Genomic DNA, 25,364 nt, shown 5'->3' with positions numbered 1-25,364 from the left:
GGGTCGGCGGGGCCCTGTGGGTGAGGGCCCCGCCGGACTCCCGTCAGACCTCTTCGACGCTGCTCGGCTCGCGCCGGGACAGGTCGATACCGAGCTCCTCCGCAGCGCGGAAGACGTCCTCGTCGGTGTCGCGCATCTCGATGGACATACCGTCGCTGGACAGCACCTCCACGTTCAGGCAGAGCGACTGCATCTCCTTGATGAGCACCTTGAAGGACTCGGGGATGCCGGGCTCGGGGATGTTCTCGCCCTTGACGATGGCCTCGTAGACCTTCACGCGGCCGGTGACGTCGTCGGACTTGATGGTCAGCAGCTCCTGGAGGGCGTACGCGGCGCCGTAGGCCTCGAGGGCCCACACCTCCATCTCACCGAACCGCTGGCCACCGAACTGCGCCTTACCACCCAGCGGCTGCTGGGTGATCATCGAGTACGGACCGGTCGAGCGGGCGTGCAGCTTGTCGTCGACCAGGTGGTGCAGCTTCAGGATGTACATGTAGCCGACCGAGATCGGGTCCGGGAACGGCTCACCGCTGCGGCCGTCGAACAGCCGCGCCTTGCCGGACGGGAGGACCATGCGCTCGCCGTCGCGGTTCGGGATGGTGTGCTGCAGCAGACCCGCCAGCTCGTCCTCGCGGGCACCGTCGAAGACCGGGGTCGCGACGTTGGTGCGCGGGGCGACCTGGTCGGCGCCGATGGCCTGCAGGCGCTGGGCCCACTCGTCCGCGAGGCCGGAGACGTCCCAGCCGCGGCTGGCGAGCCAGCCGAGGTGGATCTCCAGGACCTGTCCCGGGTTCATTCGGGACGGCACACCCAGCGGGTTGAGGATGATGTCGACCGGGGTGCCGTCCTCCAGGAACGGCATGTCCTCGATCGGCAGGATCTTCGAGATGACACCCTTGTTGCCGTGGCGGCCGGCGAGCTTGTCACCGTCGGTGATCTTGCGCTTCTGCGCGACGTAGACGCGGACCAGCTGGTTCACGCCCGGCGGCAGCTCGTCGCCCTCCTCGCGGTCGAAGACGCGCACACCGATGACCTTGCCGGTCTCGCCGTGCGGCACCTTCAGCGAGGTGTCACGGACCTCACGGGCCTTCTCACCGAAGATCGCGCGCAGCAGGCGCTCCTCCGGGGTCAGCTCGGTCTCACCCTTCGGGGTCACCTTGCCGACGAGGATGTCACCGGCGATGACCTCGGCACCGATGCGGATGATGCCGCGCTCGTCGAGGTCGGCGAGGACCTCCTCGGAGACGTTCGGGATGTCCCGGGTGATCTCCTCGGGGCCGAGCTTGGTGTCACGGGCGTCGACCTCGTGCTCCTCGATGTGGATCGAGGAGAGGACGTCGTCCTGCACGAGGCGCTGCGACAGGATGATCGCGTCCTCGTAGTTGTGACCCTCCCACGGCATGAACGCCACGAGCAGGTTCTTGCCGAGGGCCATCTCGCCGTTCTGGGTGGCCGGGCCGTCGGCCAGGACCTGGCCGGTGATGACGCGGTCGCCCTCGTTGACGATGACCTTCTGGTTGACCGAGGTGCCCTGGTTGGACCGGGAGAACTTGGCCAGGCGGTACGTGATGTACGTGCCGTCGTCGTTGGCGGTGGTGATGTAGTCCGCGGAGACCTCCTGGACCACACCGTCCTTCTCGGCCTTGACCACGTCGCCGGCGTCGACCGCGGAGCGGTACTCCATGCCGGTGCCGACGAGCGGCGCCTCGGACTTAATCAGCGGCACGGCCTGACGCATCATGTTCGCGCCCATGAGGGCACGGTTGGCGTCGTCGTGCTCGAGGAAGGGGATCATGGCGGTCGCGACCGACACCATCTGGCGCGGCGAGACGTCCATGTAGTCCACGTCCTCGGGGCCGACGTAGTCGACCTCGCCGCCACGGCGGCGGACCAGCACGCGGGCCTCGGCGAACCGCATCTCGTCGTTCAGCGGCGCGTTGGCCTGCGCGATGACGAAGCGGTCCTCCTCGTCGGCGGTCAGGTAGTCGACCTCGTCGGTGACCTGGCCGTCGACGACCTTGCGGTACGGCGTCTCGATGAAACCGAACGCGTTGACCCGGCCGTAGGAGGCGAGCGAGCCGATCAGACCGATGTTCGGGCCTTCGGGCGTCTCGATCGGGCACATGCGGCCGTAGTGCGAGGGGTGCACGTCACGGACCTCGAAGCCGGCCCGCTCACGGGAGAGACCACCCGGGCCGAGGGCGTTCAGACGACGCTTGTGCGTCAGCCCCGACAGCGGGTTGTTCTGGTCCATGAACTGGGACAGCTGGCTGGTGCCGAAGAACTCCTTGATGGAGGCGACGACCGGCCGGATGTTGATCAGGGTCTGCGGCGTGATCGCCTCGACGTCCTGCGTGGTCATGCGCTCGCGCACGACACGCTCCATACGGGCGAGACCCGTACGGACCTGGTTCTGGATCAGCTCGCCGACGCTGCGGATACGACGGTTGCCGAAGTGGTCGATGTCGTCGGTCTCGACCATGATCGAGCGGCCGGACTCGCCGATCGTCTCGGTCTCGCCGGCGTGCAGCTTCACCAGGTACTTGATGGTGGCGATGACGTCGTCGGTGGTGAGCACACCGGCGTCCAGCGGCTCGTCCGCACCGAGCTTCTTGTTCACCTTGTAGCGGCCGACCTTGGCGAGGTCGTAGCGCTTGGGGTTGAAGTAGAGGTTCTCCAGCAGCGTCTGCGCGGCCTCACGCGTGGGGGGCTCGCCCGGGCGCAGCTTGCGGTAGATGTCGAGCAGCGCGTCGTCCTGGCCCTGGGTGTGGTCCTTCTCCAGGGTGGCGCGCATGGACTCGTACTCGCCGAACTCCTCGAGGATCTGCTCGGTCGTCCAGCCGAGCGCCTTGAGCAGCACGGTGACCGACTGCTTGCGCTTGCGGTCGATGCGGACACCGACCATGTCGCGCTTGTCGATCTCCATCTCCAGCCAGGCACCCCGGGACGGGATGATCTTGGCGGAGAAGATGTCCTTGTCGGACGTCTTGTCGATGCTGGAGTCGAAGTAGACACCGGGGGAACGGACCAGCTGAGACACCACGACACGCTCGGTGCCGTTGATGACGAAGGTGCCCTTGTTCGTCATGAGCGGGAAGTCGCCCATGAAGACCGTCTGGGACTTGATCTCACCGGTCTCGTTGTTGGTGAACTCGGCGGTGACGAAGAGCGGGGCGGCGTACGTGAAGTCGCGCTCCTTGCACTCGTCAATGGAGTTCTTCGGCGGCTCGAAGCGGTGGTCCCGGAACGTCAGGGACATCGACCCGGAGAAGTCCTCGATCGGGGAGATCTCCTCGAAGATCTCCTCCAGACCGGACTTGGTGGGGACGTCCTGACCGTTCTCCAGAGCCTCCTCGACCCGACTCTGCCAGGCGGTGTTACCGAGCAGCCAGTCGAAGCTCTCGGTCTGCAGCGCGAGCAGGTTCGGAACCTCGAGAGGCTCCTTGATCTTTGCAAAGGAGATGCGCAGCGGGGCGGTGCTGGCGCCGTTGTTCGTATTCGCGGTCGAGGCATTGCGCGAGGCGGCCAAGAGGGGGTCCTTCCGAGGGCTCGGACTCACTACGCGCGTACCGGCCCCTCCCCCGCACACAGAGACAGAAACCCCAGGTCAAGGAAGCTTTTGTCGTCGATGCTCGAGTGAGGGCAGACCCCTGGTGACGGGCAGGGGACAGCTAACAGGCAGCGCAAAGGGTCAGTGTAGCCACTTGGCACACTGATGTCCAGTGCGGGTTTGTCGAGACCCTCGCTGTGCTCACCGCTCTTGTCAACGCCCTCGGCATGCCTGCCCTCAACGCACGTTGATACTGCCCTCTTCGCCGTCGATCCATGCCTCGGATTCGGATCCTTGTGACGACGCGTCCTGAGAATTGCGCGCTGCGTGCGGTTCGTCAAGGCCCCTCAGTCCAAACGAGACTGGCCGGAGACACGACGAAGATCACCATACCCCTCGCCGTCGCGAGTGCAAGGCAACCGTGGTCGGTCCTCCGGATACGCCGAAGAGCGACCACCCGGATGGATGATCGCTCTTCGGTGCGTTCGCGTTACAGCCCTGCGGGGCACTCTTCAGGGTGCCACGGGGCTGCGCTCAGCGCGCGTTCGAGTCCTGGTGGACCCGAAAGGTCTTACTTGACCTCGACGGAGGCGCCGGCGCCCTTGAGGGCCTCGGCGGCCTTGTCGGCGGCTTCCTTGTTGACCTTCTCGAGGACCGGCTTCGGGGTGCCGTCGACGAGGTCCTTGGCCTCCTTCAGACCCAGGGAGGTCAGCTCACGCACGACCTTGATGACCTGGATCTTCTTGTCGCCGGCGCCGGTGAGGATGACGTCGAACTCGTCCTTCTCCTCCTCGGCCTCGGCCGGGGCGGCCGGGCCGGCCGGGCCGGCGACGGCGACGGCAGCGGCGGCGGTGACGTCGAACTTCTCCTCGAAGGCCTTCACGAACTCGGAGAGCTCGATGAGGGTCATCTCCTCGAACTGGGCGAGCAGGTCTTCCTGGCTGAGCTTCGCCATGATGGCGGTCCTTCCACTCAAATCGGCAGGTGCCGGATGTACTGGGTAAGGCGGGCGTACGTCGGCCCGCTGCGACCCGCGCCGTTGGTGCGGGTCAGAAAGCGAGCCGAATTACTCGGCACCGCCCTGCTCGGCCTGCTTGGCGCGCAGCGCGTCCACGGTGCGGACGAGCTTCGACGGCAGCGCCTGGAAGAGCTGAGCAGCCTGGGACTGCTTGCCCTTGAAGGCACCGGCCAGCTTGCTGAGCAGAACCTCGCGGGACTCGAGGTCCGCAAGCTTCTTGATCTCGTCGGCGGAGAGGGCCTTGCCCTCGAGAACACCGCCCTTGATGACGAGATTGGGGTTGTCCTTGGCGAAGTCACGCAGACCCTTCGCCGACTCCACCGGGTCACCGGTGACGAAGGCGACGGCCGTCGGGCCAGCGAAGAGCTGGTCCTCCAGCGTGATCCCGGCCTCCTTGGCCGCAATCTTGGTCAGCGTGTTCTTCACCACGGCGTACTGGGCGTTCTCACCGAGCGACCGGCGCAGCGTCTTGAGCTGCGCCACGGTGAGACCGCGGTACTCGGTCAGCACAGCGGCGTTGGAGCTGCGGAACTTGTCCGTCAGCTCCGCAACCGCGGCAGCCTTGTCGGGCCTCGCCATAGAGCCTCGGCCTCCTTCCGGGTGATTCGGACCGCGCGGACCCGAAGGAGGACTGGGGAAAACGAAACGCCCCGGCGCAGGCGCACGGGGCGGACTCGACCGGCCGCACACGCGCTCGGCGCGCGCACTCCGGGAGTTCTTCCACTGTCACCTGCGCGGGTCGCCCACTTTTCAGCGGATCCTTCGGCCACCGCGCCCTCGTTCGAGCGCACGGTAACGACCAGCGGTCTTTGGCTTCTGCAAGAGAGTAAGGGACCGGAGCGCCGTCGAGCAAATCGACCCGTAACCGACCCGACCGGCGGACCTCCGCGCCGGCCACCGCACCCGACCGAGCCACAGCTCCGCACCACGGGCTGCCGTACGGGGCCGAGCCGCGAGTTCTGCACCACGGGCTGCCACACGGGGCCGAGCCGTGAGTCCTGCGCCATGGGGTGCCGCACGCGGCCGGGCCGCATGTACTGCGACACGGGCTGCCGCACGCGGCCGGGCCACACGCGCTGCGACACGGGCAGCCGTACATGCGGGCGAGCCGCGAGTTCTGCGGCATGGGCCACACACACTGCCCCATGGGCCGCTCTGCACGGCGCAGCCGCGGCTTCCGCGACACGGGCTGCTCTCCACGGCTCGGCCGTAGGGCTCCGGGGCGACCGCGGCACGAGGCTTCAGTGGAAGATGATCACCGCCCGGCCCGCCGGAGGCCCGGCGGCGACCCGGCCGTCGGCCCGGATCCGGCTCCGGATCCGGGCCTGCCCAGTCGCGCGCCGCGCGGGCCACGGACACCGCTGCCGGCCCCCTGGCCTCGCCGGCCGCGCGGACGCCGGTGCGGGGTCGGCGCGCCGGCGAGTTCGCGGGCGTGTCCCGGGCGGTCTGCGTCCGCCTCTGGATGGCGGAGAGGGTGCCGGTGGTTCAGGAGGAGGTGCCGGTGGCGGAACCGCTCGACGTCGTCCCCGAGCCGTGGGTCCCGAGGGACTTCATCAGGTCCTTGAAGTCCTTGGTGTCGCTGGCCGACGGCGCCTCGGCGGAGACCGGCACGCCGTAGTCGCTGTAGGACGCGCTGCTGGTCAGCGTGCCCTTGGCCGTGTCCGCCTTCTCGGTCTTCTTCACCAGCAGGTTCTGGTCGTTGATCCAGATGTCGATGGTGTCGGTGGTGACGCCCGCCTGGTCGAGCTGCTTCTTCAGGGCCGCCAGCTGGTCCGCGCTGAGGTTGCTGCTCCGGCCCGCGAGGTCGGCGACGTTCACCGTGCCCGCGTAGTGCCGGGTGTGGACGCCGGAGACCGTCTCCTCGCCGACCTTCTTCACGTCACCCGAGGCCAGCAGCATCTTCACGGCCTGGTTCGGCGACGACGTCTGGGCCTGGTCCTTCAGGTACGAACCGGAGGCGCCGGCGAACTTGGCGAGGTCGTCGTACGCGTACCTGACCCAGTGCTTGCCGCCCGTCTGCCGGGCGAACGCCTCGCTCATCTTCACGTAGTAGGCGTCCGGCAGATAGCGGGCCTGCATCGACGCGGTACCGGTCTTGCGCATCATCTGGGCCAGCTGCCCGCCGGTGTACGTCATGGTGAGGTCGCCCTTGATGCCGTGGCCCCAGGCGAGGGCGCCGTCCCCGGTCGCCGACATCAGGTTGCCCAGGGACATGGTGGAGTGCACCTTGGCCGAGTCCGCCTTGTCGGTGGACTGCTCGGCGGTGCGCAGAACGGCGGCGACGGGGCTGAGGTGGATCGCGCCGCCGCCGGCCGCCTTGCCGCCCTTCCCGGAGTCCGAGGAACCGCACGCGGCCACCCCGGTCAGCGCGGCCACCACCGCCACGGAAAGGGTCATCCGGCGCGCCGTCGTGCTCTTCATCTTGTCCTACCCCCATGCAAGTCGAGTGCCTGCACCGTAGCCCAGGCCACTGACAGCCGTTCGAAAGGCCCAGCAAAGAAAGCTCGTACGAAGAAAGGACGGGCCCCGCACCTGGAAGGTTGCAGGGCCCGCCCTTACTCACGCGTACCTGACGCGGCTACCGGGCTGAGCGGAGGGCTCAGACGGCGGCCGGGTCCTCCTCGACGAGGAGGTTGCGGGTGCGGTTCGGGTCGACCGGGATGCCGGGGCCCATCGTGGTGGTGATGGCGGCCTTCTTGATGTAGCGACCCTTGGCGGCGGACGGCTTCAGACGGAGGATCTCCTCCAGCGCGGCGCCGTAGTTCTCCACCAGCTTGGCGTCGTCGAAGGACGCCTTGCCGATGATGAAGTGCAGGTTCGAGTGCTTGTCGACGCGGAACTCGATCTTGCCGCCCTTGATCTCGGTCACGGCCTTGGCGGTGTCCGGGGTCACGGTGCCGGTCTTCGGGTTCGGCATCAGACCACGCGGGCCGAGGACGCGGCCGAGGCGGCCGACCTTGCCCATGAGGTCCGGGGTGGCGACGACGGCGTCGAAGTCCAGACGGCCCTTCGCCACCTCGTCGATCAGCTCGTCGGCGCCGACGATGTCGGCGCCCGCGGCACGCGCGGCCTCGGCACGGTCACCGGTCGCGAAGACCAGGACCCGGGCGGTCTTACCGGTGCCGTGCGGAAGGTTCACGGTGCCACGGACCATCTGGTCGGCCTTGCGCGGGTCGACACCCAGACGGAAGGCGACCTCGACGGTGCCGTCGAACTTGGTCGTGGAGGTCTCCTTGGCGAGACGGACGGCCTCGAGCGGGGCGTACAGCTTCTCCCGGTCGACCTTGGCGTCCGCAGCGCGGAGAGCCTTGCTGCGCTTGCTCACAACTTGCTCCTGTGTGTTCTGAAAGGAGTCGTGGTCTCTGGGCCGAGCAGGCCCTGCCACGTGCGACCGGCTACGGCCGCATGACTACTGGGGTGGGGTTCAGCCCTCGACCGTGACGCCCATGGAACGCGCGGTGCCGGCGATGATCTTCGCCGCGGCGTCCAGGTCGTTCGCGTTCAGGTCGGGCATCTTGGTCTGGGCGATCTCGCGGACCTGCGCCTCGGTGATCTTGGCGACCTTGGTCTTGTGCGGCTCGCCGGAGCCCTTCTCGATGCCCGCGGCCTTGAGGATCATCTTCGCGGCCGGCGGCGTCTTGGTGATGAAGGTGAAGGAACGGTCCTCGTAGACCGTGATCTCCACCGGGATGACCCAACCGCGCTGCGACTCGGTCGCGGCGTTGTAGGCCTTGCAGAACTCCATGATGTTGACACCGTGCTGACCCAGCGCGGGGCCGACCGGCGGAGCCGGGTTGGCGGCACCGGCCTGGATCTGGAGCTTGATGAGCCCCGTGACCTTCTTCTTCTTGGGAGGCATAGCTCTCCGGGTCCTTTCATTCGGGTCCATGCCCGCGCGAGGATCGCGATCCTGACGCAGGCATACCGCACAACGATAACGGGTATAGATGCGCGGCTAAAAACCGAGCAGGTCAGACCGGCTGAGACAGCCCGCCTGACCTGCGCGGAAGAGCGACGTCCAGAAATGGACTAGTTCTTCTGGATCTGGTCGAAGGACAGCTCGACCGGCGTCTCGCGGCCGAAGATCTCGACCAGGCCCTTGACCTTCTTCGAGTCGGGGTTGATCTCGTTGATGGTCGCCTGCAGCGTGGCGAACGGACCGTCGGTGACGGTGACCGAGTCGCCGACCTCGAAGTCCAGCACCTGGACCTCGACCTTGCGCTGCGGAGCGGGCTTGCCCTCGGCCTCGGCGGCCTCGCGAGCCGCCTTCTCCTCGGCCTCCGGGGCGAGCATCTTGACGATCTCGTCCAGGGTCAGCGGGTACGGGTCGTAGGCGTTGCCGACGAAGCCGGTGACGCCCGGGGTGTTGCGGACGACGCCCCAGGACTCGTTGGTCAGGTCCATGCGGACCAGGACGTAACCCGGCAGCTTGTTCTGCTTGATCGTCTTGCGGTCGCCGTTCTTGATCTGGACGACCTCTTCCTGCGGCACCTCGGCCTGGAAGATGTAGTCCTCGACGTTCAGCGAGACGGCGCGCTGCTCCAGGTTGGTCTTCACGCGGTTCTCGTAACCGGCGTAGGTGTGGATGACGTACCACTCGCCGGGCAGGGTGCGCAGTTCCTCGCGCAGGGCCTGGACGGGGTCGACGGGGGCGGCCGGCTCCTCCTCTGCAGCCTCTTCGGCGGCCTCCTCGCCGGCTTCCTCGTCCTCTTCGTCCTCGACGTTCAGGGCAGCCTCTTCGGCCGGCTCCCCCGCCTCGGCCTCGGCAGCCTCGAACTCGTCCTGCTCGTCCGCGCCCTCGACGATATCGAGCTCGTCGTCCACCACCTCGGCAGCGGTCCCGCGAGACTCGATGGCGTCGTCGTTCAGGTTCGGGTCAGACACGATGGCTGCTTCTTCCTGGATACATAGGGGTGGAACATGCGAAAACGGGCGCCGGTGCCACGGCGCCCTTCGCTCTTGACTCAGCCGAAGACGTACTTGGCCGCGTGGTTGAGCCCATAGTCAATCACGGTCACCAGCGCGATCATGATGGCGACAAAGAAGATCACCACGGTGGTGTACGACGTCAGCTGGTTACGCGTCGGCCAGACGACCTTGCGGAGCTCCGCGATGATCTGGCGGTAGAAGGTGGCCAGGCGCTTCAGCGGGCCCTTCTTGGCGCGCTTGCCGCCCTTGCGGGCCTTCTTCTTGGACTCCGGCAGCTCGTCCTGGGCGTCAGGCGTGTCGATGGAGCCCACGGCGTCCGTCATTCGTCCTCACCTGGTCCCGGGTCGTGGCCGTGCCGCGCCCGGTTTCTGAGCCGCACGGCGGTGCATTGCTGTACGTACATGCGCACACATCCTGGCGGTGTGTGTAGCAGGGCCGGAGGGACTTGAACCCCCAACCGCCGGTTTTGGAGACCGGTGCTCTACCAATTGAGCTACGACCCTTTGTGTGTCCCCCAACGTACCGCATCCGGCCGGGTGCGCGGTGTGCACCGGTTGTGGCGGCGGCTGTTGAAGGCCAACGAGGTGAGAGTGTACGTGGTCCGCGGCCCGGCGTCGAACAGAAAGCGCCCGTCCGGAGCCACCTGGCCAAAGATCGTCCTGGCCGGGGACCGGATTCGGATCCTTGTTCACGCCCGCCCCCCAGCTGTCCGGTCTGCCGCCTTCTCAGCCGTGAACGACCGGGCCGCGCGCTCGTCCGATCACGCTTCGTCGCGCTCCGCGCCACCGCCGGCCGCGCCGTCGAGGGTCGCATCCACCCTGGCGGGCTGGGGTCCGACGGCCGCCCCCACCGGGAATCCCGGTGACGCCGGCCCGGTCGACGCCCACCGCCGCCGTGTCCCCGGACGAGCCGGTCCGTGCCTTCAAGGGCTCGCGGACCGGCTGTGTCAACCTACAAGTGAAACCGGCATGCCGCGGGGGTTTCCGATCTGAAACGATGGCCTCATGAGCGCTGCAACCCCACCCACCGAGCGCCGGGTCTCCGCCCGAGTCGGCGCGATCTCCGAGTCCGCCACCCTCGCCGTGGACGCCAAGGCCAAGGCCCTGAAGGCCGCCGGGCGTCCGGTGATCGGCTTCGGCGCCGGTGAGCCCGACTTCCCGACCCCGGACTACATCGTCGAGGCGGCCGTCGAGGCCTGCAAGAACCCCAAGTTCCACCGCTACACCCCGGCCGGCGGCCTGCCCGAGCTGAAGGCCGCGATCGCCGCGAAGACGCTGCGCGACTCCGGCTGGGAACCCGACGTCTCGCAGATCCTCGTCACCAACGGCGGCAAGCAGGCCATCTACGAGGCGTTCGCCGCGATCCTCGACCCGGGCGACGAGGTCATCGTCCCGGCGCCGTACTGGACGACGTACCCGGAGTCGATCCGCCTCGCGGGCGGTGTCCCGGTCGAGGTCGTGGCCGACGAGACGACCGGCTACCGCGTCTCCGTCGAGCAGCTGGAGGCGGCGCGCACGGAGAAGACGAAGGTCGTCCTGTTCGTCTCCCCGTCCAACCCGACCGGCGCGGTGTACTCCGAGGCCGAGACCGAGGCGATCGGCCGCTGGGCCGCCGAGCACGGCCTGTGGGTGCTCACCGACGAGATCTACGAGCACCTGGTCTACGGCGGCGCCGCCGCGGTGTCCCTGCCCGCGCTGCTGCCCGAGCTGCGCGACAAGTGCATCGTGGTCAACGGTGTGGCGAAGACGTACGCCATGACCGGCTGGCGCGTGGGCTGGGTCATCGGCCCGAAGGACGTGGTCAAGGCCGCGACGAACCTGCAGTCGCACGCCACCTCGAACGTCTCCAACGTGGCCCAGGTGGCCGCCCTGGCCGCCGTCTCCGGCGACCTGGACGCCGTCGCGACGATGCGCGAGGCCTTCGACCGGCGCCGCAAGACCATCGTGCGGATGCTCAACGAGATCGACGGCGTGCTCTGCCCGGAGCCGGAGGGCGCCTTCTACGCCTACCCGTCGGTGAAGGCCCTGCTCGGCAAGGAGATCCGCGGCAAGCGCCCGCAGGACACCGTCGAGCTGGCCGCGCTGATCCTGGAGGAGGCCGAGGTCGCCGTCGTCCCGGGTGAGGCCTTCGGCACGCCCGGCTATCTGCGCCTGTCGTACGCGCTCGGCGACGAGGACCTCGTCGAGGGCGTGAGCCGGATGCAGAAGCTGCTGGCGGAGGCGCGGGACTGAGGTCCTGTTTCTGCGCTCTACGCGCGTGTGCGGGCCGTTTCCCTGCGGGGAGACGGCCCGTTCGCATGTGCGAGCAAGACCACGTTCGGGGAAACGGCTACCGAGGCGGCGGGGACGTACGGCAGGATCTGGGAATGGAGCGTGTACGTGACCTCTCTGAGCTGCCGAAAGCCCATCTGCACCTGCACTTCACCGGTTCCATGCGGCCCGGGACCGTGCTGGAACTGGCCGACAAGTACGGCGTACGACTGCCCGAGGCCCTGACCGAAGCCCTGACCAGCGGTGAACCGCCGAAGCTGCGGGCCACCGACGAGCGGGGCTGGTTCCGTTTCCAGCGGCTGTACGACGCGGCGCGCTCCTGCCTGCGCGAACCGGAGGACATCCAGCGCCTGGTCCGCGAGGCGGCGGAGGAGGACCTGAGGGACGGCTCGGGCTGGCTGGAGATCCAGGTGGACCCGACGTCGTACGCGCCCCGGCTGGGCGGGCTGATCCCGGCGCTGGAGATCATCCTGGACGCGGTGGACACGGCGTCCCGGGAGACCGGGCTCGGGATGCGGGTCCTGGTGGCCGCGAACCGCATGAAGCACCCGCTGGACGCCCGTACGCTGGCCCGCCTCGCGGTGCGGTACGCGGAGCGGGGCGTGGTCGGTTTCGGGCTCTCCAACGACGAGCGGCGGGGCATGGCCCGGGACTTCGACCGGGCCTTCCACATCGCGCGCGAGGGCGGGCTGCTGTCGGCCCCGCACGGCGGCGAGCTGACCGGCCCGGCCTCGGTGCGCGACTGCCTGGACGACCTGCACGCCTCGCGGATCGGGCACGGGGTGCGCGCGGCGGAGGACCCGCGGCTGCTGAAGCGGCTGGCCGACCGTCAGGTGACCTGCGAGGTCTGCCCGGCCTCGAACGTGGCGCTCGGCGTGTACGAGAAGCCCGCGGACGTGCCGCTGAGGATGTTCTTCGAGGCCGGCGTCCCGATGGCGCTCGGTGCCGACGACCCGCTGCTGTTCGGCTCCCGGCTGGCCGCCCAGTACGAGATCGCCCGCCACGCCCACGGCTTCTCGGACGCCGAGATCGCGGAACTGGCGCGCCAGTCGGTACGGGGCTCGGCCGCCCCCGAGGACGTCAGGGCGCGGCTGCTGGCCGGCATCGACGACTGGCTGGCGCGCACTCCCTGAGGGCGAAGCCGCCCCTGACGACACGTTTCCGCCGCCGTACGGCCCGGGGCCGCGCGGTGATGTGCGGCGCAGGGCTGCCGGAGCCGGCCGGCGCGATGCCCCGGGCCCGGCGTGAACCTCAGGCGGAGGCCGGTGCGGCGGAGATTCCGCCCAGCAGCGTCTTCGCGATCCGTGCGGCGAAGTCGTCGACCGGCGGCCGCTCCCCCGTCTCCGTCGCGTCGTAGGCGAACGCGCGCTGCGCACACGCGCCCAGCAGCAGCGAGGCGGCGGCGAAGGTGTCGGCGTCGGCGCGGACGCGACCGGCGGCCTGTTCGGCACGGAGGTAGGCGTCCAGGTCCTGGATGGGCTTGTGCGGGCCGGAGCCGAGCTTGCGCAGCGCGTCGTAGTGGCGCTCCTTGAGCTGGGTCTCGGCGTACAGGGAGGCGGCGATCGGGAAGCTCTGCTCGTAGAAGAGGGCGGCTTGGCGGGCGATCTCGGTGAGGTTGCCTTCCAGGGTGCCCTGTCCCGGTTCGGCGGCGAGGCTGTCCAGCAGCGGGGTGAGCCGGGGGAGCCGCTCGGTGAGCACGCGCACGAACAGCTCTTCCTTGCTGTCGAAGTACTTGTAGAGGGCCGCTTCGGAGCAGCCGGCCGCGCGGGCGATCTCCTTGGTGGTGGCGCGGGAGAGTCCGACGGTGAGCATGAGCTCGTGGGCGGCGTCGAGGACGCGGACACGCGCCGGCTTCTGCTCCATGGGGGTCCAATCGGGCTTGACGAGTGGGCGAGTGCTTACTCACTCTAGAGGCGAGCAGTAGTAAGTGAACACTCACCCACCCATCCCGAGTACGGGAGCACTTCATGAACCTCACCGTTTTCGGCGCCACCGGCGGCATCGGCCGGGAGATCGTGCGCCAGGCGCTCGGCGCCGGCCACCGGGTGACCGCCGTGGTCCGCGATCCGGCCCGGCTGGACGTCAAGGGGGGCGCACTGGAGGTCTTCCGCGCCGATCTGACCGACCCCGGGGTACTGCGTGCCGCCGTCAGCGGCCGTGACGCGGTCCTCTCCGGCCTGGGCGCGCGCAGCCGCAAGGACGCCGGGGTCGCCACCCGCCTGACCCGTACGGTGCTGCGCGCCATGGAGGCGCAGGACGTACGACGGCTGCTCGTGGTCAGCGCCGGCCCCGTCGGCCCGGCTCCCGAGGACGACGGCGCCCTGGACCGTGCCCTGCGCGGCCTGGTGTCGGCCGTCCTCAAGGACGTCTACACCGACCTGCGCGAGATGGAGGACGAACTGGCCCGCAGCGGCACGGACTGGACGTCCGTACGACCGCCGCGCCTGCAGGACAAGCCGCTCACCGGTCGCTACCGCACCGTCGTCGGCGGCTTCCCGCGCAAGGGCCGCTTCATCGCACGCGCGGACGTCGCGCACGCGATGCTGGCGATGATCGACGACGCGGGGACGGTGAAGCAGGGGGTGGGGGTGGCGTACTGAGCGCCTCTACAGGCTGACGCCGACGGTCACCGGTTCGTTGACGAGCGTGACCCCGAAGGCCTCACGGACGCCTGCGACCACCTCACGGGCCAGCGCCAGCAGGTCCTCGGTGGTGGCCTCGCCCCGGTTGGTGAGGGCCAGGGTGTGCTTGGTGGAGATGCGGGCCGGGCCGGTGCCGTAGCCCTTGGTGAAGCCCGCCTTGTCGATCAGCCAGGCCGCGGAGGTCTTCGTACGGCCCTCCCCCGCCGGGTAGGCGGGCGGCTCGACCCCGTCCCCGAGCCGTTCGCGCACGCGCGCGTGGAACACGGCGAACTGTTCGCCGGTGAGGATCGGGTTGGTGAAGAAGGACCCGGCGGACCAGGTGTCGTGGTCCTGGGGGTCGAGGACCATGCCTTTCCCGGCACGCAGCTTCAGCACGGTCTCGCGGGCGTCGGCCAGCGGCACCCGGTCGCCGGGCTCGACGCCGAGCGCGCGCGCCGCCTCGGCGTACTTCACGGGCGCGGACAGCCCGTCCGCGTCCTCCAGCTCGAAGCGGACGCGCAGCACCACATAGCGCTCGGGGTCGGCCTTGAAACGGCTGTGGCGGTACGAGAAGGCGCACTCCTCGTTCGTCAGCGTGACGGTCTCGCCCGCGCGCCGGTCGTAGGCGATGACCTCGGTGATGGTGGAGGAGACCTCCTGCCCGTAGGCGCCCACGTTCTGGATCGGCGTGGCGCCCGCGGATCCGGGGATGCCGGCCAGGCACTCGATACCGGCGAGCCCGGCCTCGACCGTGCGGGCGACGGCGTCCGTCCACACCTCGCCGGCCGCCAGCTCCAGGGTCGTACCGCGCAGTTCGACACCGCGCGTGGCGATGCGCAGGGCGGTGCCGTCGAAGCCCTTGTCGCCGATGACCAGGTTCGAACCGCCGCCGATGACCAGCAGCGGCGTCCCGCTGTCGTCGGCCTCACGGACGGCGGCGATCACCTCGGCGTCGGTCACCGCGGTGACCAGCCGCGTCGCGGGACCGCCCAGCCGGAAGGTGGTCAGCGGGGCAAGAGGGGCGTCGTGGAGTACCTGCACGGGCCCAAGACTACGAGACGGCTCCGCCTGGATGGACGGGCGCGGTCGGCCACCCCGTCACGCCACGGGCGGGATCGGACGCACGGGTACGCGCGCGTGGTCTCCTTTTCGAAGCCCACGCGCGCGTACGCGACGTACTGTCCGGGCGGCGGTCTACGCGAGCCGCCGTTCCGCCTCCTCCCAGCTCAGGGGCAGTTGGTCGCTGGAGGCCTGCCAGGTGGCGAACGCGACGCCGCGCATCTCGGAGGCCAGGCCGCGCGAGGCGGGCCGGTGGGCGCCGGAGTGGGCGAAGGCCTTCAGTGCGTCGGCGGACTCCCAGGCGGACAGGGTCCAGAACGTCCGCCGCAGGGGCTGTGCCTTGAGGGAGGCCCCGTAGCCGCCGGGCGCCCGGCCGATCTGCCACCACACGCCCGGGGTGCGGGCGAGGAAGCGGAGGGCGCCCCACAGGGAGCGGGTCTCGAAGCGCGATGCGAAGACGTGCACCTGGGCGTCCCGGGGCGGAGTGTTCGGCACGATCCAGGGAAGAGCGGGAAGAGCGGGCATCGCGACCTCCGTGCGACGGGATTCCGGGTCGGGCTTCGATGGACGCCGACAGCCGGGGCAGGCTTCGGCGGGCGATGGTCGCCGGCGCGGACTTCAGCGGACGGCGGTCGCCGGGTCTGGCAGCAGCGGACGGCGTCCTCCTGGGGCACCGGTCTCCGGGCGAGGCCTGCCAAGGCGCCGGACTCCGGGCCAGCGGCCCCAGGACACCGGCTCTCGTGCCGCGGGCTACAGCGGACGGCGGTGCCGGGGGCGTCGGGCATCAGCGAAGAGCGCCGGGCTTCAGCGGGCGGCGGCCCCGGGGCGCCGGTCGCCCGGGGCGAGTACTTGGCGGGAGGCCGGACCCCGGCCTGCGACCGCCAGGACACCGGACTCAGGCGGACGGCGGTCCCCGGGCGTCGGACTTCAGGCCGGAGTCCCCAGGGCATCGGACCCCGGCCCGACTCCGGCGGACGGCGGCTCCCTGAGCGCCGGACTTCAGGTCGGCGGCTCCCAGCACCCCGGTCTCCGGCCGGGCTACAGCGGACGGCGGCCCCGGGGGCGCCGGACATCAGAGGAGAGCGCCGGGCTTCAGCGGGCGGCGGTCTCCAGTCCACTGGTCTCCGGGGCCCCGGGCTTCGGGTCGGCCGTCTCCAGGACGCCGGCCTTCAGGGCCGTCGCGGGCGTCTGGCCGTCCGCAGCGGCGAGCCGCGCGGCGCTCCTGCGGGACGGGATCACCAGGGCCGCGACGGCGGCGAGGGCGACCACCGCCGAGCCGGTCACCAGGGCGGGCCGCAGGCCGTCCACGAAGCTCTGCGCGCTCTCGTAGCCGCCCTGCGCGGAGAAGATCGACGACATCACCGCGATGCCGAGCGCACCGCCGACCTCGCGCAGCGCGTTGTTCGCGCCGGAGGCGATGCCCTGCTCCTGCGGGCGGACGCTGGACATCACCAGGTTGGCGGCCGGCGCGAAGTACAGGGCCATGCCGACGCCGCTGATGATCAGGGCGGGCAGCTGGGCGGCGTAGGAGGCGCCCGCGGTGGCCACGGCGGCCATGCAGCCGAGACCGACGGCCTGCAGGAACAGCCCCGCGGCGACGACCGGGCGGCCGCCGACGCGGTCCGAGAGGATGCCGGCGACGGGCGCGACGAGCATCGGCATGCCGGTCCACGGCAGCATCCTCAGGCCCGCCTCGGTGGGCGAGTAGCCGAGCACGCCCTGCATGTACTGGCTGAGCAGGAAGATCGAGCCGAACATGCCCAGGAACATCAGCAGGCTGGCCGCATTGATGCCGGCGAAGGCACGGGACCGGAACAGCCTCATCGGCAGCATGGGGCTGGCCGCACGCGAGCTGTAGAGGATGAACCCGGCCAGCAGCGCCCCGCCCGCGAACAGCGCGGTCAGTACCAGGCTGTCGGTCCAGCCGTCGGAGGGCCCGCGGACCAGGCCGTACACGATCCCGAAGAGGCCGCCGCTGGCGAGCAGGGTGCCGGGGACGTCGAGCCGGGCGCCGGCGCCGTAGGACTCGGCCAGACGCAGACGGGCGAGCGGCAGCGCGATCAGGCCGAGCGGGACGTTCAGCCAGAAGATCCAGTGCCAGGAGACATGCTCGGTGAGGCTGCCGCCGATCAGCGGTCCGGAGGCGACGGCGAGCCCGTTGACGGCACCCCAGATGCCGTACATCATTCCGCGCTTGGCGGCGGGTACGGCCGCTGTCAGCAGGGTCAGCGTCAGCGGCATCATCACGGCCGCGCCGACCCCCTGGACCGCGCGGGCGGCGATCAGGGAGCCGATGCCCGGTGCCATGGCCGCGGCGGCGGAGGCGCCGGTGAACACGGCGAGTCCGGCGATGAACAGCCGACGGCGCCCGAACCGGTCGCCGAGCGCCGCACCGAACATCAGCAGCACGGCGAAGGTGAGTGTGTAGGCGCTCACGGTCCACTCGAGGTCACCCAGCGCGCCGCCGAGGTCCCTGCGGATGGAGGGCAGGGCGGTGGTGACGACGAGGTTGTCGAGGGCCGCCATGAATCCGGCGACGCTGGTGATGCCGAGGGCCCACGCGGCGCGTCCGCGCGGTGCGCTCGGTGCGGTCTGCTGTGACATCTCTCCCCCTAGAGAGCGATCCAGTTAGTTATTGATGACTAACTTTCGCGGGCGCGAAAAAGGCAGGACGCCCGTCTCGTTCCGCTACTTCTCCAGCCGGCCCGTGATCCGTGCCGACGGATACATCCCCTGCCAGACGCGGTGCTCGGGCGGAAACCCCATGGCCGCGAGGGTGTTGATGAGCATTCCGTACGCCAGGAAGGACGTGGTCTCGCCGTCGTCCGCCCCCAGCGGCCGATGAACGGTGTCCCACAGCTTCATCCAGCCCGCCCGTACGGTCTCACCGAACTCGCGGTCACCCTCCGCCTCGGCCGCCGCGACGGTGATGTACGTCTGCATCTGCATCTGGAGCTTTTCGGGCTGTTCCGTGATCAGCCGCACATAGGCGTTCGCCATGGCATGCAGGGCCTCTTCCCCCTCCAGCCCCTTGGCCGCCTCCTCGAAGACCCGGCAGGTGTCGTCCACGCACCGGAGCGACGCGGCGGCGAAGATCGCCTTCTTCCCCGCGAAGAGCCGGAAGAGGTACGGCTGGGAGACACCGACGCGGGTCGCGATCGCCTCCGTGGACGTGCCGTAGTAGCCCTTCCGCGCGAACTCCGCGATCGCCGCGCGAATGACGCTCTCGCGTCGCTCCTGAGCACTCATCCTGGGCATGCAGCTAAGTTAGTGCTCAATCACTAACTTGGCAAGCCGTCCGCTCAGGATGTGCGTCCGGACGTGCGTAAGGGGCGCCCCGCCCGGGAGGACGCCCCTTACACCTCTACTGCTGCAGCCACCGCTTCCGGCCGGAACCGTCAGGCCAGACGTACGACCGCCCGGGACATGCCCAGCACCTTCTGGCCGCCGCTGGTCGCCGTCAGGTCGACGCGCACGGTGTTGTCGTCCAGCTTGGCCGCGACCTTGCCGCTGACCTCGATCACGGCGCCCTGGTCGTCGTTCGGCACGACGACGGGCTTGGTGAAGCGGACGCCGTACTCCACGACCGCGCCGGGGTCCCCGGTCCAGTCGGTGACCACGCGGATCGCCTCGGCCATCGTGAACATGCCGTGCGCGATGACGTCCGGCAGGCCGACCTCCTTGGCGAACTTCTCGTTCCAGTGGATCGGATTGAAGTCGCCGGAGGCGCCCGCGTAGCGCACGAGCGTGGCACGGGTCACGGGGAAGGTCTGCGCCGGCAGCTCGGTGCCGACCTCGACGTCCTCGTACGTGATCTTCGCCGTCATCAGGTCCTCACGCCTCCTCGGCCGCGCGGGCCACCAGCTTGGTCCAGGCGGTCACGACGTGCTCGCCCGCCTCGTCGTGCACCTCACCGCGGATGTCCAGGATGTCGTTGCCCGCGAGGGACTTGATCCCCTCGATGGTGGAGGTGACCGAGAGCCGGTCGCCGGCGCGGACCGGGCGGCGGTAGGCGAACTTCTGGTCGCCGTGCACCACGCGGCTGTAGTCGAGGCCGAGCTGCGGGTCCTCGACGACCTGTCCCGCGGCCCGGAAAGTGATGGAGAACACGAATGTCGGCGGGGCGATCACATCGGGGTGTCCGTAGGCCTTCGCGGCCTCGGGGTCCGTGTACACCGGGTTGGTCTCGCCCACCGCCTCGGCGAACTCGCGGATCTTCTCCCGGCCCACCTCGTAGGGCGCGGTGGGCGGGTAGGTCCGTCCTACGAAGGACTGGTCGAGCGCCATGGCCCGGCACCTCCTGATGTCTGCTGTGATGGCCCCAAATTAGCCGGAAACCAGCCGGGGAATGCGCGGGGACGGGCGGGCGCTCAGCTGGACGCAAAGCTTGGCACCCTGCCGGTGAGCCACTGGGCGCCGGCGGCCCGGTGAGCCCTCGGCCGTCAGCCCCTGACCGGTCGACCCCTGACTTGTGAGTCGTTGACCGGTGAGCCCTTGATCGGTGAGCCCTGAAACGACGCGAGGCCGCCCCCTCGGAAGGGGACGGCCTCGTGTACGAGCCTGTTTATCGCGTCTCGCGGTGCGCGGTGTGCGCGTTGCAACGCGGGCAGTGCTTCTTCATCTCAAGACGGTCCGGGTTGTTACGCCGGTTCTTCTTGGTGATGTAGTTCCGCTCCTTGCACTCCACGCAGGCCAGCGTGATCTTCGGGCGGACGTCGGTGGCAGCCACGTGAGTGCTCCTAAGACGAACGGATGGACTAGTTCAACGCAAGAAAGAGTAGCCGATCGAAGGACCGACCCCGCAATCGGCTACTGTCAGTAGCGGTGACCGGACTTGAACCGGTGACACAGCGATTATGAGCCGCTTGCTCTACCGACTGAGCTACACCGCTGTGATGCGATCGGATCCCGCCTTTCGACGGGAACCTCTCACACCAGAGCCCCAAAACGGAATCGAACCGTTGACCTTCTCCTTACCATGGAGACGCTCTGCCGACTGAGCTATTGGGGCGAGCGATGAAGACATTACACGGTCCGCCGCCGTTCACCCAAATCCGTATCCGGCCGCCCATGACCACCCGCATCCCCGCCCTCGCAGCGGCCTCCTGAGCCGCGTGGACGGGGGCCTCTGAGGGGAGCGGGCCGGGGCCACGCGAGCGGGCGAACGGGTACCGCCAGGGGGCGGACCACACCGGTACGACTATTGCGCTCCTGCGCGTCCCGAGCGGCTCACCACCCTAGGCTCGTCTCACTCTGCGTGATCTTGGGGTGCGCGAGCCCCGCATGCTCACGCGGCCCGCCCGATCCCCCGGCCCCGATCCTGGAGCGCGATGCCCGACAGCCAGCCGCAGCCCCACCCACCGTCGAACTCCTCGGGAGCCTCCGGCCAGTCCGACACGGCCGCCCTGCTGCTGTGCGGGGCACGGCTCACCGACGGCCGGACCGTGGACGTGCGGCTCGGCGGCGGACGCATCGAGGCGGTGGGCACGGCCGGCAGTCTGGCGCCGGGTCCGGCCCGGACGGGCGCCACACGCGTGGACCTGAACGGATACCTGCTCCTCCCGGCCCCGGCCGAACCGCACGCGCACAGCGACACCGCGCTGTCGGCCGAGCGCCCCGGGCCGGTGTCGTACGCCCCCGAGGAGGTCCAGCGCCGGGCGACGGAGGCGGCTCTGCTGCAGCTCGGGCACGGGGCGACGGCGGCACGCGCGCACGTACGCGTGGGCGACGTCCAGGGCCTCGGCGCACTGGGTGCCGTCCTGCAGGCGCGGCGCTCGCTGCACGGGCTCGCGGAGCTGACGGCGGTGGCGATGCCACGGCTGCTGACCGGGGTGGCCGGGGCCGACGGGCTGGCGATGCTGCGCGACGCGGTCAAGATGGGCGCCTCCGTGGTGGGCGGCTGTCCGGATCTGGACCCCGATCCCACGGGCTACGTGGAGACGGTCCTCGAGGTGGCCTCCGAGCACGGCTGCCCGGTGGACCTGCACACGGACGCCTCCGACCCGGCCCGGCTGTCCCGGCTCGCGGCCATGGCGGGAGGTTTGCGCCCCGGCGTGACGATCGGGCCGTGCGCCGGCCTCACGCGCCTGCCCGCCGAGGCCGCGTCACGTGCCGCCGATCAACTCGCGGCGGCCGGGGTGACGGTCGTGTGCCTGCCTCAGGGCGGTTGCTGCGGCGCCGACCGCCGGGGCGTCGCTCCGGTACGCCTGCTGCGCACGGCCGGGGTACGGGTGGCCGCCGGCAGCGGCGCCCTGCGCGACCTGTCCAACCCCGTCGGCCGCGGTGACCCCCTGGAGGCGGCCTACCTTCTCGCCTCCGCCCACAACCTGCGCTCACAAGACGCCTACGACGCCGTGAGCGCCTCGGCGCGCGCCGTGCTGGGACTGCCGGAGGTGCGCGTGGAAGCCGGTTTCCCCGCCGAGCTCCTGGCCGTGCGCGGCGACCGCCTGGCCGGCGCCCTGTCCCTGGCCTACAGCCGGATCGTGGTGCACCGGGGCCGGGTGGTGGCGCGCACGAGCGCGGTACGCGAGTACTGCAACTCGGCGGCCGCGGCGGAACTCGGGCTCCCGCGGCAGGGGCGGGGCGAACTGTCGTGAGGCCGGTCAGGGGCGCGCGGGTCGGAGGGCGCACGCCGGGGGCGGTGGGGACCTGGCGCCAGCGTGTGTTCGGCGCGTGCACGCCGGGCGCGCGGTGGATCGCCGCACGCCGACAGTGCGATCAGCCGGTGTGCGCCGGGCGCGTGACTGTGGCTGTCACGCGGGGCGCATGACTCAACTGTCGTGCCGGGCGCACGCGTGCGTCCGCACGCCGGGCGCATAGCCGCGGGCACACGCCGAGCGCGCGATCCTGAGCACACGCCGAGTGCGTGCCCGTGCGCGCTGGACGCGGGCCGGTACGCGTGAGCCCGGCGCGCTCCGGCCACGCCGGTCGACTCGTGCGGCAGATGCGCTCCCTCCGGCGTACGGTCGGATTCATGCGCATTGTCATCGCTGGTGGTCATGGTCAGATTGCGCTGCGGTTGGAGCGCCTGCTCTCCGCGCGCGGGGACGACGTCGCGGGGATCATCCGCAAGGCCGAGCAGGGCGACGATCTGCGGGCGGCCGGTGCCGAACCGGTCCTGCTCGACCTGGAGTCCGCCTCGGTCGAGGGGGTCGCGGCGCACCTGCAGGGCGCCGACGCGGCGGTCTTCGCGGCGGGCGCGGGCCCGGGCAGCGGCGCGGAACGCAAGCAGACGGTGGACAGGGGCGCGGCGGTGCTGTTCGCGGACGCGGCCGTCCGGGCGGGCGTGCGCCGCTTCCTGGTGGTGTCCTCGATGGGCGCCGATCCCGGGCACCGGGGCGACGACGTCTTCGACGCGTACCTGCGCGCCAAGGGCGAGGCGGACGCGTACGTCACCCGCCAGGAGGCCCTGGACTGGACGATCCTGCGCCCCGGCTCGCTGACGGACGACGCGGGCACCGGTCTGGTCCGGCTGGAGGCGCACACCGGGCGCGGCGCGATCCCGCGGGACGACGTGGCGGCCGTTCTCGCGGAGTTGGTGGACACCCCGGCGACAACCGGTCTGACGCTGGAGCTGATCAGCGGCTCGACGCCGGTGTCGGTCGCGGTGAAGTCGGTGGCCGGGAACTGAGGCCGGCCAGGGGCCGGTGACCGGTTGCCGTCCGCCACCAAGCCCTGGACCACCACTCCCTGTCACCCCGTCAGAGTCCGGGGCCCGTCCCCGTCCGCACTCAGAAGAGAGGCAGCTGCCCGGGAAAGTCCGGTACGGCGTACCCGTCCAACGTCGGCTGGAGAGGCCCTGGTTGCGCCTGCCGCCGTGACCCGGCGCAGGAGACCAGTGCCCCGCCCTGCCGCGACCCGGGCGGGTCGTGCCGCGCGAAGCGGCCGGCGACGACGGCGATGTCGCGGCGGCACACGGGACAGGTTCTGCGCGGGGAGGACATGCCGTCAGTGTGCCCACAGGAACGCGGAGGCGACACCGGCGTCAGGTGCGGGTCTCGGCTTCCCAGCGGTCGGGTCCCACCCCGCGCCAGTCGATCAGCGGCGAGTCGGCCACCTGCTCCGGCTCGATCTCCAGCCCCGCCCGGCGCAGGAACTCCACCAGGTCGCGCACGCTGTGCGCCAGGCCGAGGATCTCGCCGTCCACCCGGACCCGGCGACCGCCGGTCGGGGACGGCAGGTGCACGATGATGGGTCGCTTCCCGGCCATGGCTCCAGCATCGTCCGCACCGCCCGGGCCCGCACCCGGACCGGTCATTCCAGAATCCCCAGCGCGGTGTCAGGGCGGCACAGCGGGCACGCGGGGACACCTCCTTCGGCGAGCGCACGTACCGCCTGGTCCCGGCCGACTCCCTTGGCACGCCCGCCGGCGCCCGGACAGCCGCCGACATGGACGTACACCGCCCTGTGGCCGTTCAGACCGCGCTCGACCAGCCACTCCGGCGCGGCCTGCCGGGTCGTGAGGCGGCGCTGCCGTTCGGCCTCCCGGCGTTCTTCGTCCGCGATCCACCGGTCCATCAGGGCAAGCTGCCTCGCGGCCTGGTGTTCGACGACGCGGCGGGCGAAACGCAGCATGTCGAGACGCGTCAGCGGACGGTCATCGTTCACACGTTCGATTCTAGTGAAGAGTCCGGGAATCGCGACCAGCGGGCGCGACCCATTCCCGTGGATGCCGCAGGTGACGGCCGTACGATTCGGTCGTTGCACAGGTCATGAAGACCACCCCCCGCATCCTCGCCGCGACCGCCGCGAGCGGCGCCCTGCTGATGGCCGCCGCGCCCGCACACGCGGCCGCCGGCTCCGACGCACTCGACCCGGTCAGCGCCAGGTACGTCCCGGTCTCCGTCCTCCCCGGCCCGGTACCCCTGACCCTCGTCGAGTCCCTCCTCCGCCCCGACACGATCTACGACAACCAGTACAGCGGCTTCGTGATCGAAAACCTGAAGAGGAACGTCAACTAGCCGCGAAGGGGCGAACGACGAGAGCCCCGTGATCTGCTCTCGCAGATCACGGGGCTCTCGTTCCCGTGTGGCGGCGCCAGGATTCGAACCTGGGAAGGCTGAGCCGGCAGTTTTACAGCGGGCTCAGTTCGCACCCTCCGACCTGCATGTTTCCTTGATTCGGGAGTTATCGGGGGACGCCTGGGGGAATCAAGGGTCTAGGCCTGGCCCTGGTACTCCATCGAGCAGTCGACTATCCCGCCCTTGACCACACAGGCCTGGAGGTTGATGTACGTCCCCTCGGGCAGGTTCCCCGTCGTGTAGGGGCTGGTGTACGGCGCGCTGTGCCCGGCGGTGGTGGCAGAACGGGTGCCCCAGGGGGTGTACGCGTACGCCGTGATGCCGTAGCCGTCGGCGAGGGCGTCGGAGGCGCTGACGGCGTCACCGGGGCCGCCGGCGGTCGCGTCGGCATGCCAGTAGGCCATGCCAGCGTACTTACCGTTGTTGTAGACGGCGACGCCGAAGCTCTTGCCCGGGTCTTCCACGAGCTTGTACGTCCATTGGTCGGCCGCCGAAGCGGTGTTCACCCCGGTCGTCAGAGTGCCAATGGCCAGCGCGGCGGTACCCACCATGACAGCACAGCGGCGTGCGATGGACATGTTCCCCCTTGTTTAGAGCACTTGTTCGGACGGCGGAATCTAGCGGAGCCCCTGCGGCTTCGCAAGATCACCGGCTTCGGGGCGACTGGATCGGACGGCGGGCACAGGACCAGGCGCAGGACCAGGCGGACGAGCCTTAGACGCCGTTTCTTATGGCTCTGGTGAGGGCTGGGCGGCCTGGGGAAAGCCCAACTGGTCCAGCAGCACGCTGAAGAGGTCCTCCACAAAGGTGTCCCGCGCGCACAGTAGCTCTTCGATCCCGGACTGCTGCGCTGTGACTGGTATGCCAGCCGCTGCAGCCCAAACGAGGGCGCCTTCA

26 protein-coding genes and 3 tRNA genes are annotated in these 25,364 nt (G+C 70.1%); 6 read left to right on the top strand and 23 right to left on the bottom strand.

The annotated features are described in order from the left end of the window. Positions 1-43: 43 nt before the first annotated feature. The 9 genes from rpoB to ACWC94_RS16770 all read right to left on the bottom strand — a co-directional run bounded on the left by rpoB (position 44) and on the right by ACWC94_RS16770 (position 10,000). Entirely contained in the window at positions 44-3,529 is a 3,486-nt protein-coding gene (gene rpoB, locus ACWC94_RS16810; protein ID WP_450797299.1) for a DNA-directed RNA polymerase subunit beta, read from the bottom strand. A 592-nt stretch (positions 3,530-4,121) separates the two neighbouring features. Beyond that, positions 4,122-4,505, bottom strand: a complete 384-nt coding sequence (gene rplL / locus ACWC94_RS16805; RefSeq protein ID WP_388619578.1) for a 50S ribosomal protein L7/L12 — start codon at positions 4,503-4,505, stop codon at positions 4,122-4,124. 111 nt (positions 4,506-4,616) lie between these two features. Beyond that, positions 4,617-5,147 (bottom strand): 50S ribosomal protein L10, encoded by a 531-nt coding sequence (gene rplJ / locus ACWC94_RS16800; RefSeq protein ID WP_069779227.1) that lies wholly within the window; start codon positions 5,145-5,147, stop codon positions 4,617-4,619. 906 nt (positions 5,148-6,053) lie between these two features. After that, positions 6,054-6,989: a hypothetical protein gene (locus tag ACWC94_RS16795; protein ID WP_450797296.1), complete on the bottom strand. Its 936-nt coding sequence runs from the start codon at positions 6,987-6,989 to the stop codon at positions 6,054-6,056. A 178-nt stretch (positions 6,990-7,167) separates the two neighbouring features. Then, complete coding sequence (rplA, locus tag ACWC94_RS16790) at positions 7,168-7,893, bottom strand: 50S ribosomal protein L1 (protein ID WP_023547414.1); 726 nt, start codon at positions 7,891-7,893, stop codon at positions 7,168-7,170. A 99-nt stretch (positions 7,894-7,992) separates the two neighbouring features. After that, the gene (gene rplK, locus ACWC94_RS16785; RefSeq protein WP_030345386.1) at positions 7,993-8,427 is read right to left on the bottom strand and encodes a 50S ribosomal protein L11; all 435 of its coding nucleotides are present in this window, start codon (positions 8,425-8,427) and stop codon (positions 7,993-7,995) included. Positions 8,428-8,597: 170 nt separating this feature from the next. Then, the gene (gene nusG / locus ACWC94_RS16780) at positions 8,598-9,452 is read right to left on the bottom strand and encodes a transcription termination/antitermination protein NusG (protein ID WP_450797295.1); all 855 of its coding nucleotides are present in this window, start codon (positions 9,450-9,452) and stop codon (positions 8,598-8,600) included. A gap of 80 nt (positions 9,453-9,532) precedes the next feature. Continuing rightward, on the bottom strand, positions 9,533-9,820 hold the full coding sequence (gene secE, locus ACWC94_RS16775; protein WP_360093898.1) for a preprotein translocase subunit SecE: 288 nt from the start codon (positions 9,818-9,820) through the stop codon (positions 9,533-9,535). Between the two features lie 107 nt (positions 9,821-9,927). Then, a tRNA-Trp gene (locus tag ACWC94_RS16770) sits at positions 9,928-10,000 on the bottom strand. A 501-nt stretch (positions 10,001-10,501) separates the two neighbouring features. Here ACWC94_RS16770 and ACWC94_RS16765 point away from each other — a divergent pair. Beyond that, a complete protein-coding gene (locus tag ACWC94_RS16765) occupies positions 10,502-11,728 on the top strand; it encodes a pyridoxal phosphate-dependent aminotransferase (protein ID WP_450797294.1) in 1,227 nt (408 codons plus the stop codon). Positions 11,729-11,862: 134 nt separating this feature from the next. Continuing rightward, entirely contained in the window at positions 11,863-12,900 is a 1,038-nt protein-coding gene (locus tag ACWC94_RS16760) for an adenosine deaminase (RefSeq protein ID WP_450797293.1), read from the top strand. A gap of 118 nt (positions 12,901-13,018) precedes the next feature. On the opposite strand, the gene ACWC94_RS16755 is transcribed toward ACWC94_RS16760, so the two are convergent. Further along, positions 13,019-13,630, bottom strand: coding sequence for a TetR/AcrR family transcriptional regulator (locus ACWC94_RS16755; RefSeq protein WP_450797292.1), 612 nt, complete (start codon positions 13,628-13,630; stop codon positions 13,019-13,021). A 104-nt stretch (positions 13,631-13,734) separates the two neighbouring features. Here ACWC94_RS16755 and ACWC94_RS16750 point away from each other — a divergent pair, with 104 nt between their 5' ends. Continuing rightward, positions 13,735-14,367, top strand: a complete 633-nt coding sequence (locus ACWC94_RS16750; protein WP_450797291.1) for an NAD(P)-dependent oxidoreductase — start codon at positions 13,735-13,737, stop codon at positions 14,365-14,367. Between the two features lie 6 nt (positions 14,368-14,373). Here ACWC94_RS16750 and ACWC94_RS16745 read toward each other — a convergent pair whose 3' ends face one another. The 9 genes from ACWC94_RS16745 to ACWC94_RS16705 form a co-directional block, all read right to left on the bottom strand. Further along, entirely contained in the window at positions 14,374-15,429 is a 1,056-nt protein-coding gene (locus ACWC94_RS16745; protein WP_450797290.1) for a UDP-N-acetylmuramate dehydrogenase, read from the bottom strand. Between the two features lie 153 nt (positions 15,430-15,582). Beyond that, entirely contained in the window at positions 15,583-15,972 is a 390-nt protein-coding gene (locus ACWC94_RS16740) for a DUF3291 domain-containing protein (protein WP_450797289.1), read from the bottom strand. A 567-nt stretch (positions 15,973-16,539) separates the two neighbouring features. After that, entirely contained in the window at positions 16,540-18,051 is a 1,512-nt protein-coding gene (locus ACWC94_RS16735) for a DHA2 family efflux MFS transporter permease subunit (RefSeq protein ID WP_450797288.1), read from the bottom strand. A gap of 84 nt (positions 18,052-18,135) precedes the next feature. Beyond that, positions 18,136-18,705, bottom strand: coding sequence for a TetR/AcrR family transcriptional regulator (locus ACWC94_RS16730; protein WP_450797287.1), 570 nt, complete (start codon positions 18,703-18,705; stop codon positions 18,136-18,138). A gap of 140 nt (positions 18,706-18,845) precedes the next feature. Continuing rightward, positions 18,846-19,274: a MaoC family dehydratase gene (locus ACWC94_RS16725; RefSeq protein WP_450797286.1), complete on the bottom strand. Its 429-nt coding sequence runs from the start codon at positions 19,272-19,274 to the stop codon at positions 18,846-18,848. Between the two features lie 7 nt (positions 19,275-19,281). After that, positions 19,282-19,734, bottom strand: coding sequence for an FAS1-like dehydratase domain-containing protein (locus ACWC94_RS16720; RefSeq protein ID WP_450797285.1), 453 nt, complete (start codon positions 19,732-19,734; stop codon positions 19,282-19,284). A 277-nt stretch (positions 19,735-20,011) separates the two neighbouring features. Further along, positions 20,012-20,176 (bottom strand): 50S ribosomal protein L33, encoded by a 165-nt coding sequence (gene rpmG, locus ACWC94_RS16715; RefSeq protein ID WP_003948671.1) that lies wholly within the window; start codon positions 20,174-20,176, stop codon positions 20,012-20,014. A 90-nt stretch (positions 20,177-20,266) separates the two neighbouring features. Next, a tRNA-Met gene (locus ACWC94_RS16710) sits at positions 20,267-20,339 on the bottom strand. 46 nt (positions 20,340-20,385) lie between these two features. Further along, positions 20,386-20,458, bottom strand: a tRNA-Thr gene (locus ACWC94_RS16705). Positions 20,459-20,777: 319 nt separating this feature from the next. Between ACWC94_RS16705 and ACWC94_RS16700 the strand changes: the two genes are divergently transcribed. Beyond that, entirely contained in the window at positions 20,778-22,043 is a 1,266-nt protein-coding gene (locus tag ACWC94_RS16700; protein ID WP_450797284.1) for an amidohydrolase family protein, read from the top strand. Between the two features lie 377 nt (positions 22,044-22,420). Then, on the top strand, positions 22,421-23,077 hold the full coding sequence (locus tag ACWC94_RS16695) for an SDR family oxidoreductase (protein WP_450797283.1): 657 nt from the start codon (positions 22,421-22,423) through the stop codon (positions 23,075-23,077). A 100-nt stretch (positions 23,078-23,177) separates the two neighbouring features. On the opposite strand, the gene ACWC94_RS16690 is transcribed toward ACWC94_RS16695, so the two are convergent. From ACWC94_RS16690 to ACWC94_RS16680, 3 genes are read right to left on the bottom strand one after another with little or no spacing between them, the layout of a single operon-like run. Continuing rightward, positions 23,178-23,390: a hypothetical protein gene (locus tag ACWC94_RS16690; protein ID WP_450797282.1), complete on the bottom strand. Its 213-nt coding sequence runs from the start codon at positions 23,388-23,390 to the stop codon at positions 23,178-23,180. A 41-nt stretch (positions 23,391-23,431) separates the two neighbouring features. Continuing rightward, positions 23,432-23,656 carry a hypothetical protein gene (locus ACWC94_RS16685; protein ID WP_031167006.1) on the bottom strand — a complete coding sequence of 75 codons (225 nt, stop codon included), beginning with the start codon at positions 23,654-23,656 and terminating at the stop codon, positions 23,432-23,434. A 44-nt stretch (positions 23,657-23,700) separates the two neighbouring features. Further along, positions 23,701-24,054, bottom strand: a complete 354-nt coding sequence (locus tag ACWC94_RS16680; protein ID WP_450797281.1) for a DUF6233 domain-containing protein — start codon at positions 24,052-24,054, stop codon at positions 23,701-23,703. A gap of 104 nt (positions 24,055-24,158) precedes the next feature. Here ACWC94_RS16680 and ACWC94_RS16675 point away from each other — a divergent pair, with 104 nt between their 5' ends. Next, positions 24,159-24,407 (top strand): hypothetical protein, encoded by a 249-nt coding sequence (locus ACWC94_RS16675; protein ID WP_450797280.1) that lies wholly within the window; start codon positions 24,159-24,161, stop codon positions 24,405-24,407. Between the two features lie 197 nt (positions 24,408-24,604). Here the strand turns inward: ACWC94_RS16675 and ACWC94_RS16670 are convergent, their stop codons facing one another. Next, a complete protein-coding gene (locus ACWC94_RS16670; RefSeq protein ID WP_450797279.1) occupies positions 24,605-25,045 on the bottom strand; it encodes a hypothetical protein in 441 nt (146 codons plus the stop codon). Positions 25,046-25,364: the final 319 nt, after the last annotated feature.

The sequence above is a fragment of the Streptomyces sp. NPDC001135 genome, from assembly GCF_053598395.1.
Note: the sequence above shows the minus strand (reverse complement) of the source record. Positions and strands in the feature narration are given on the sequence as shown.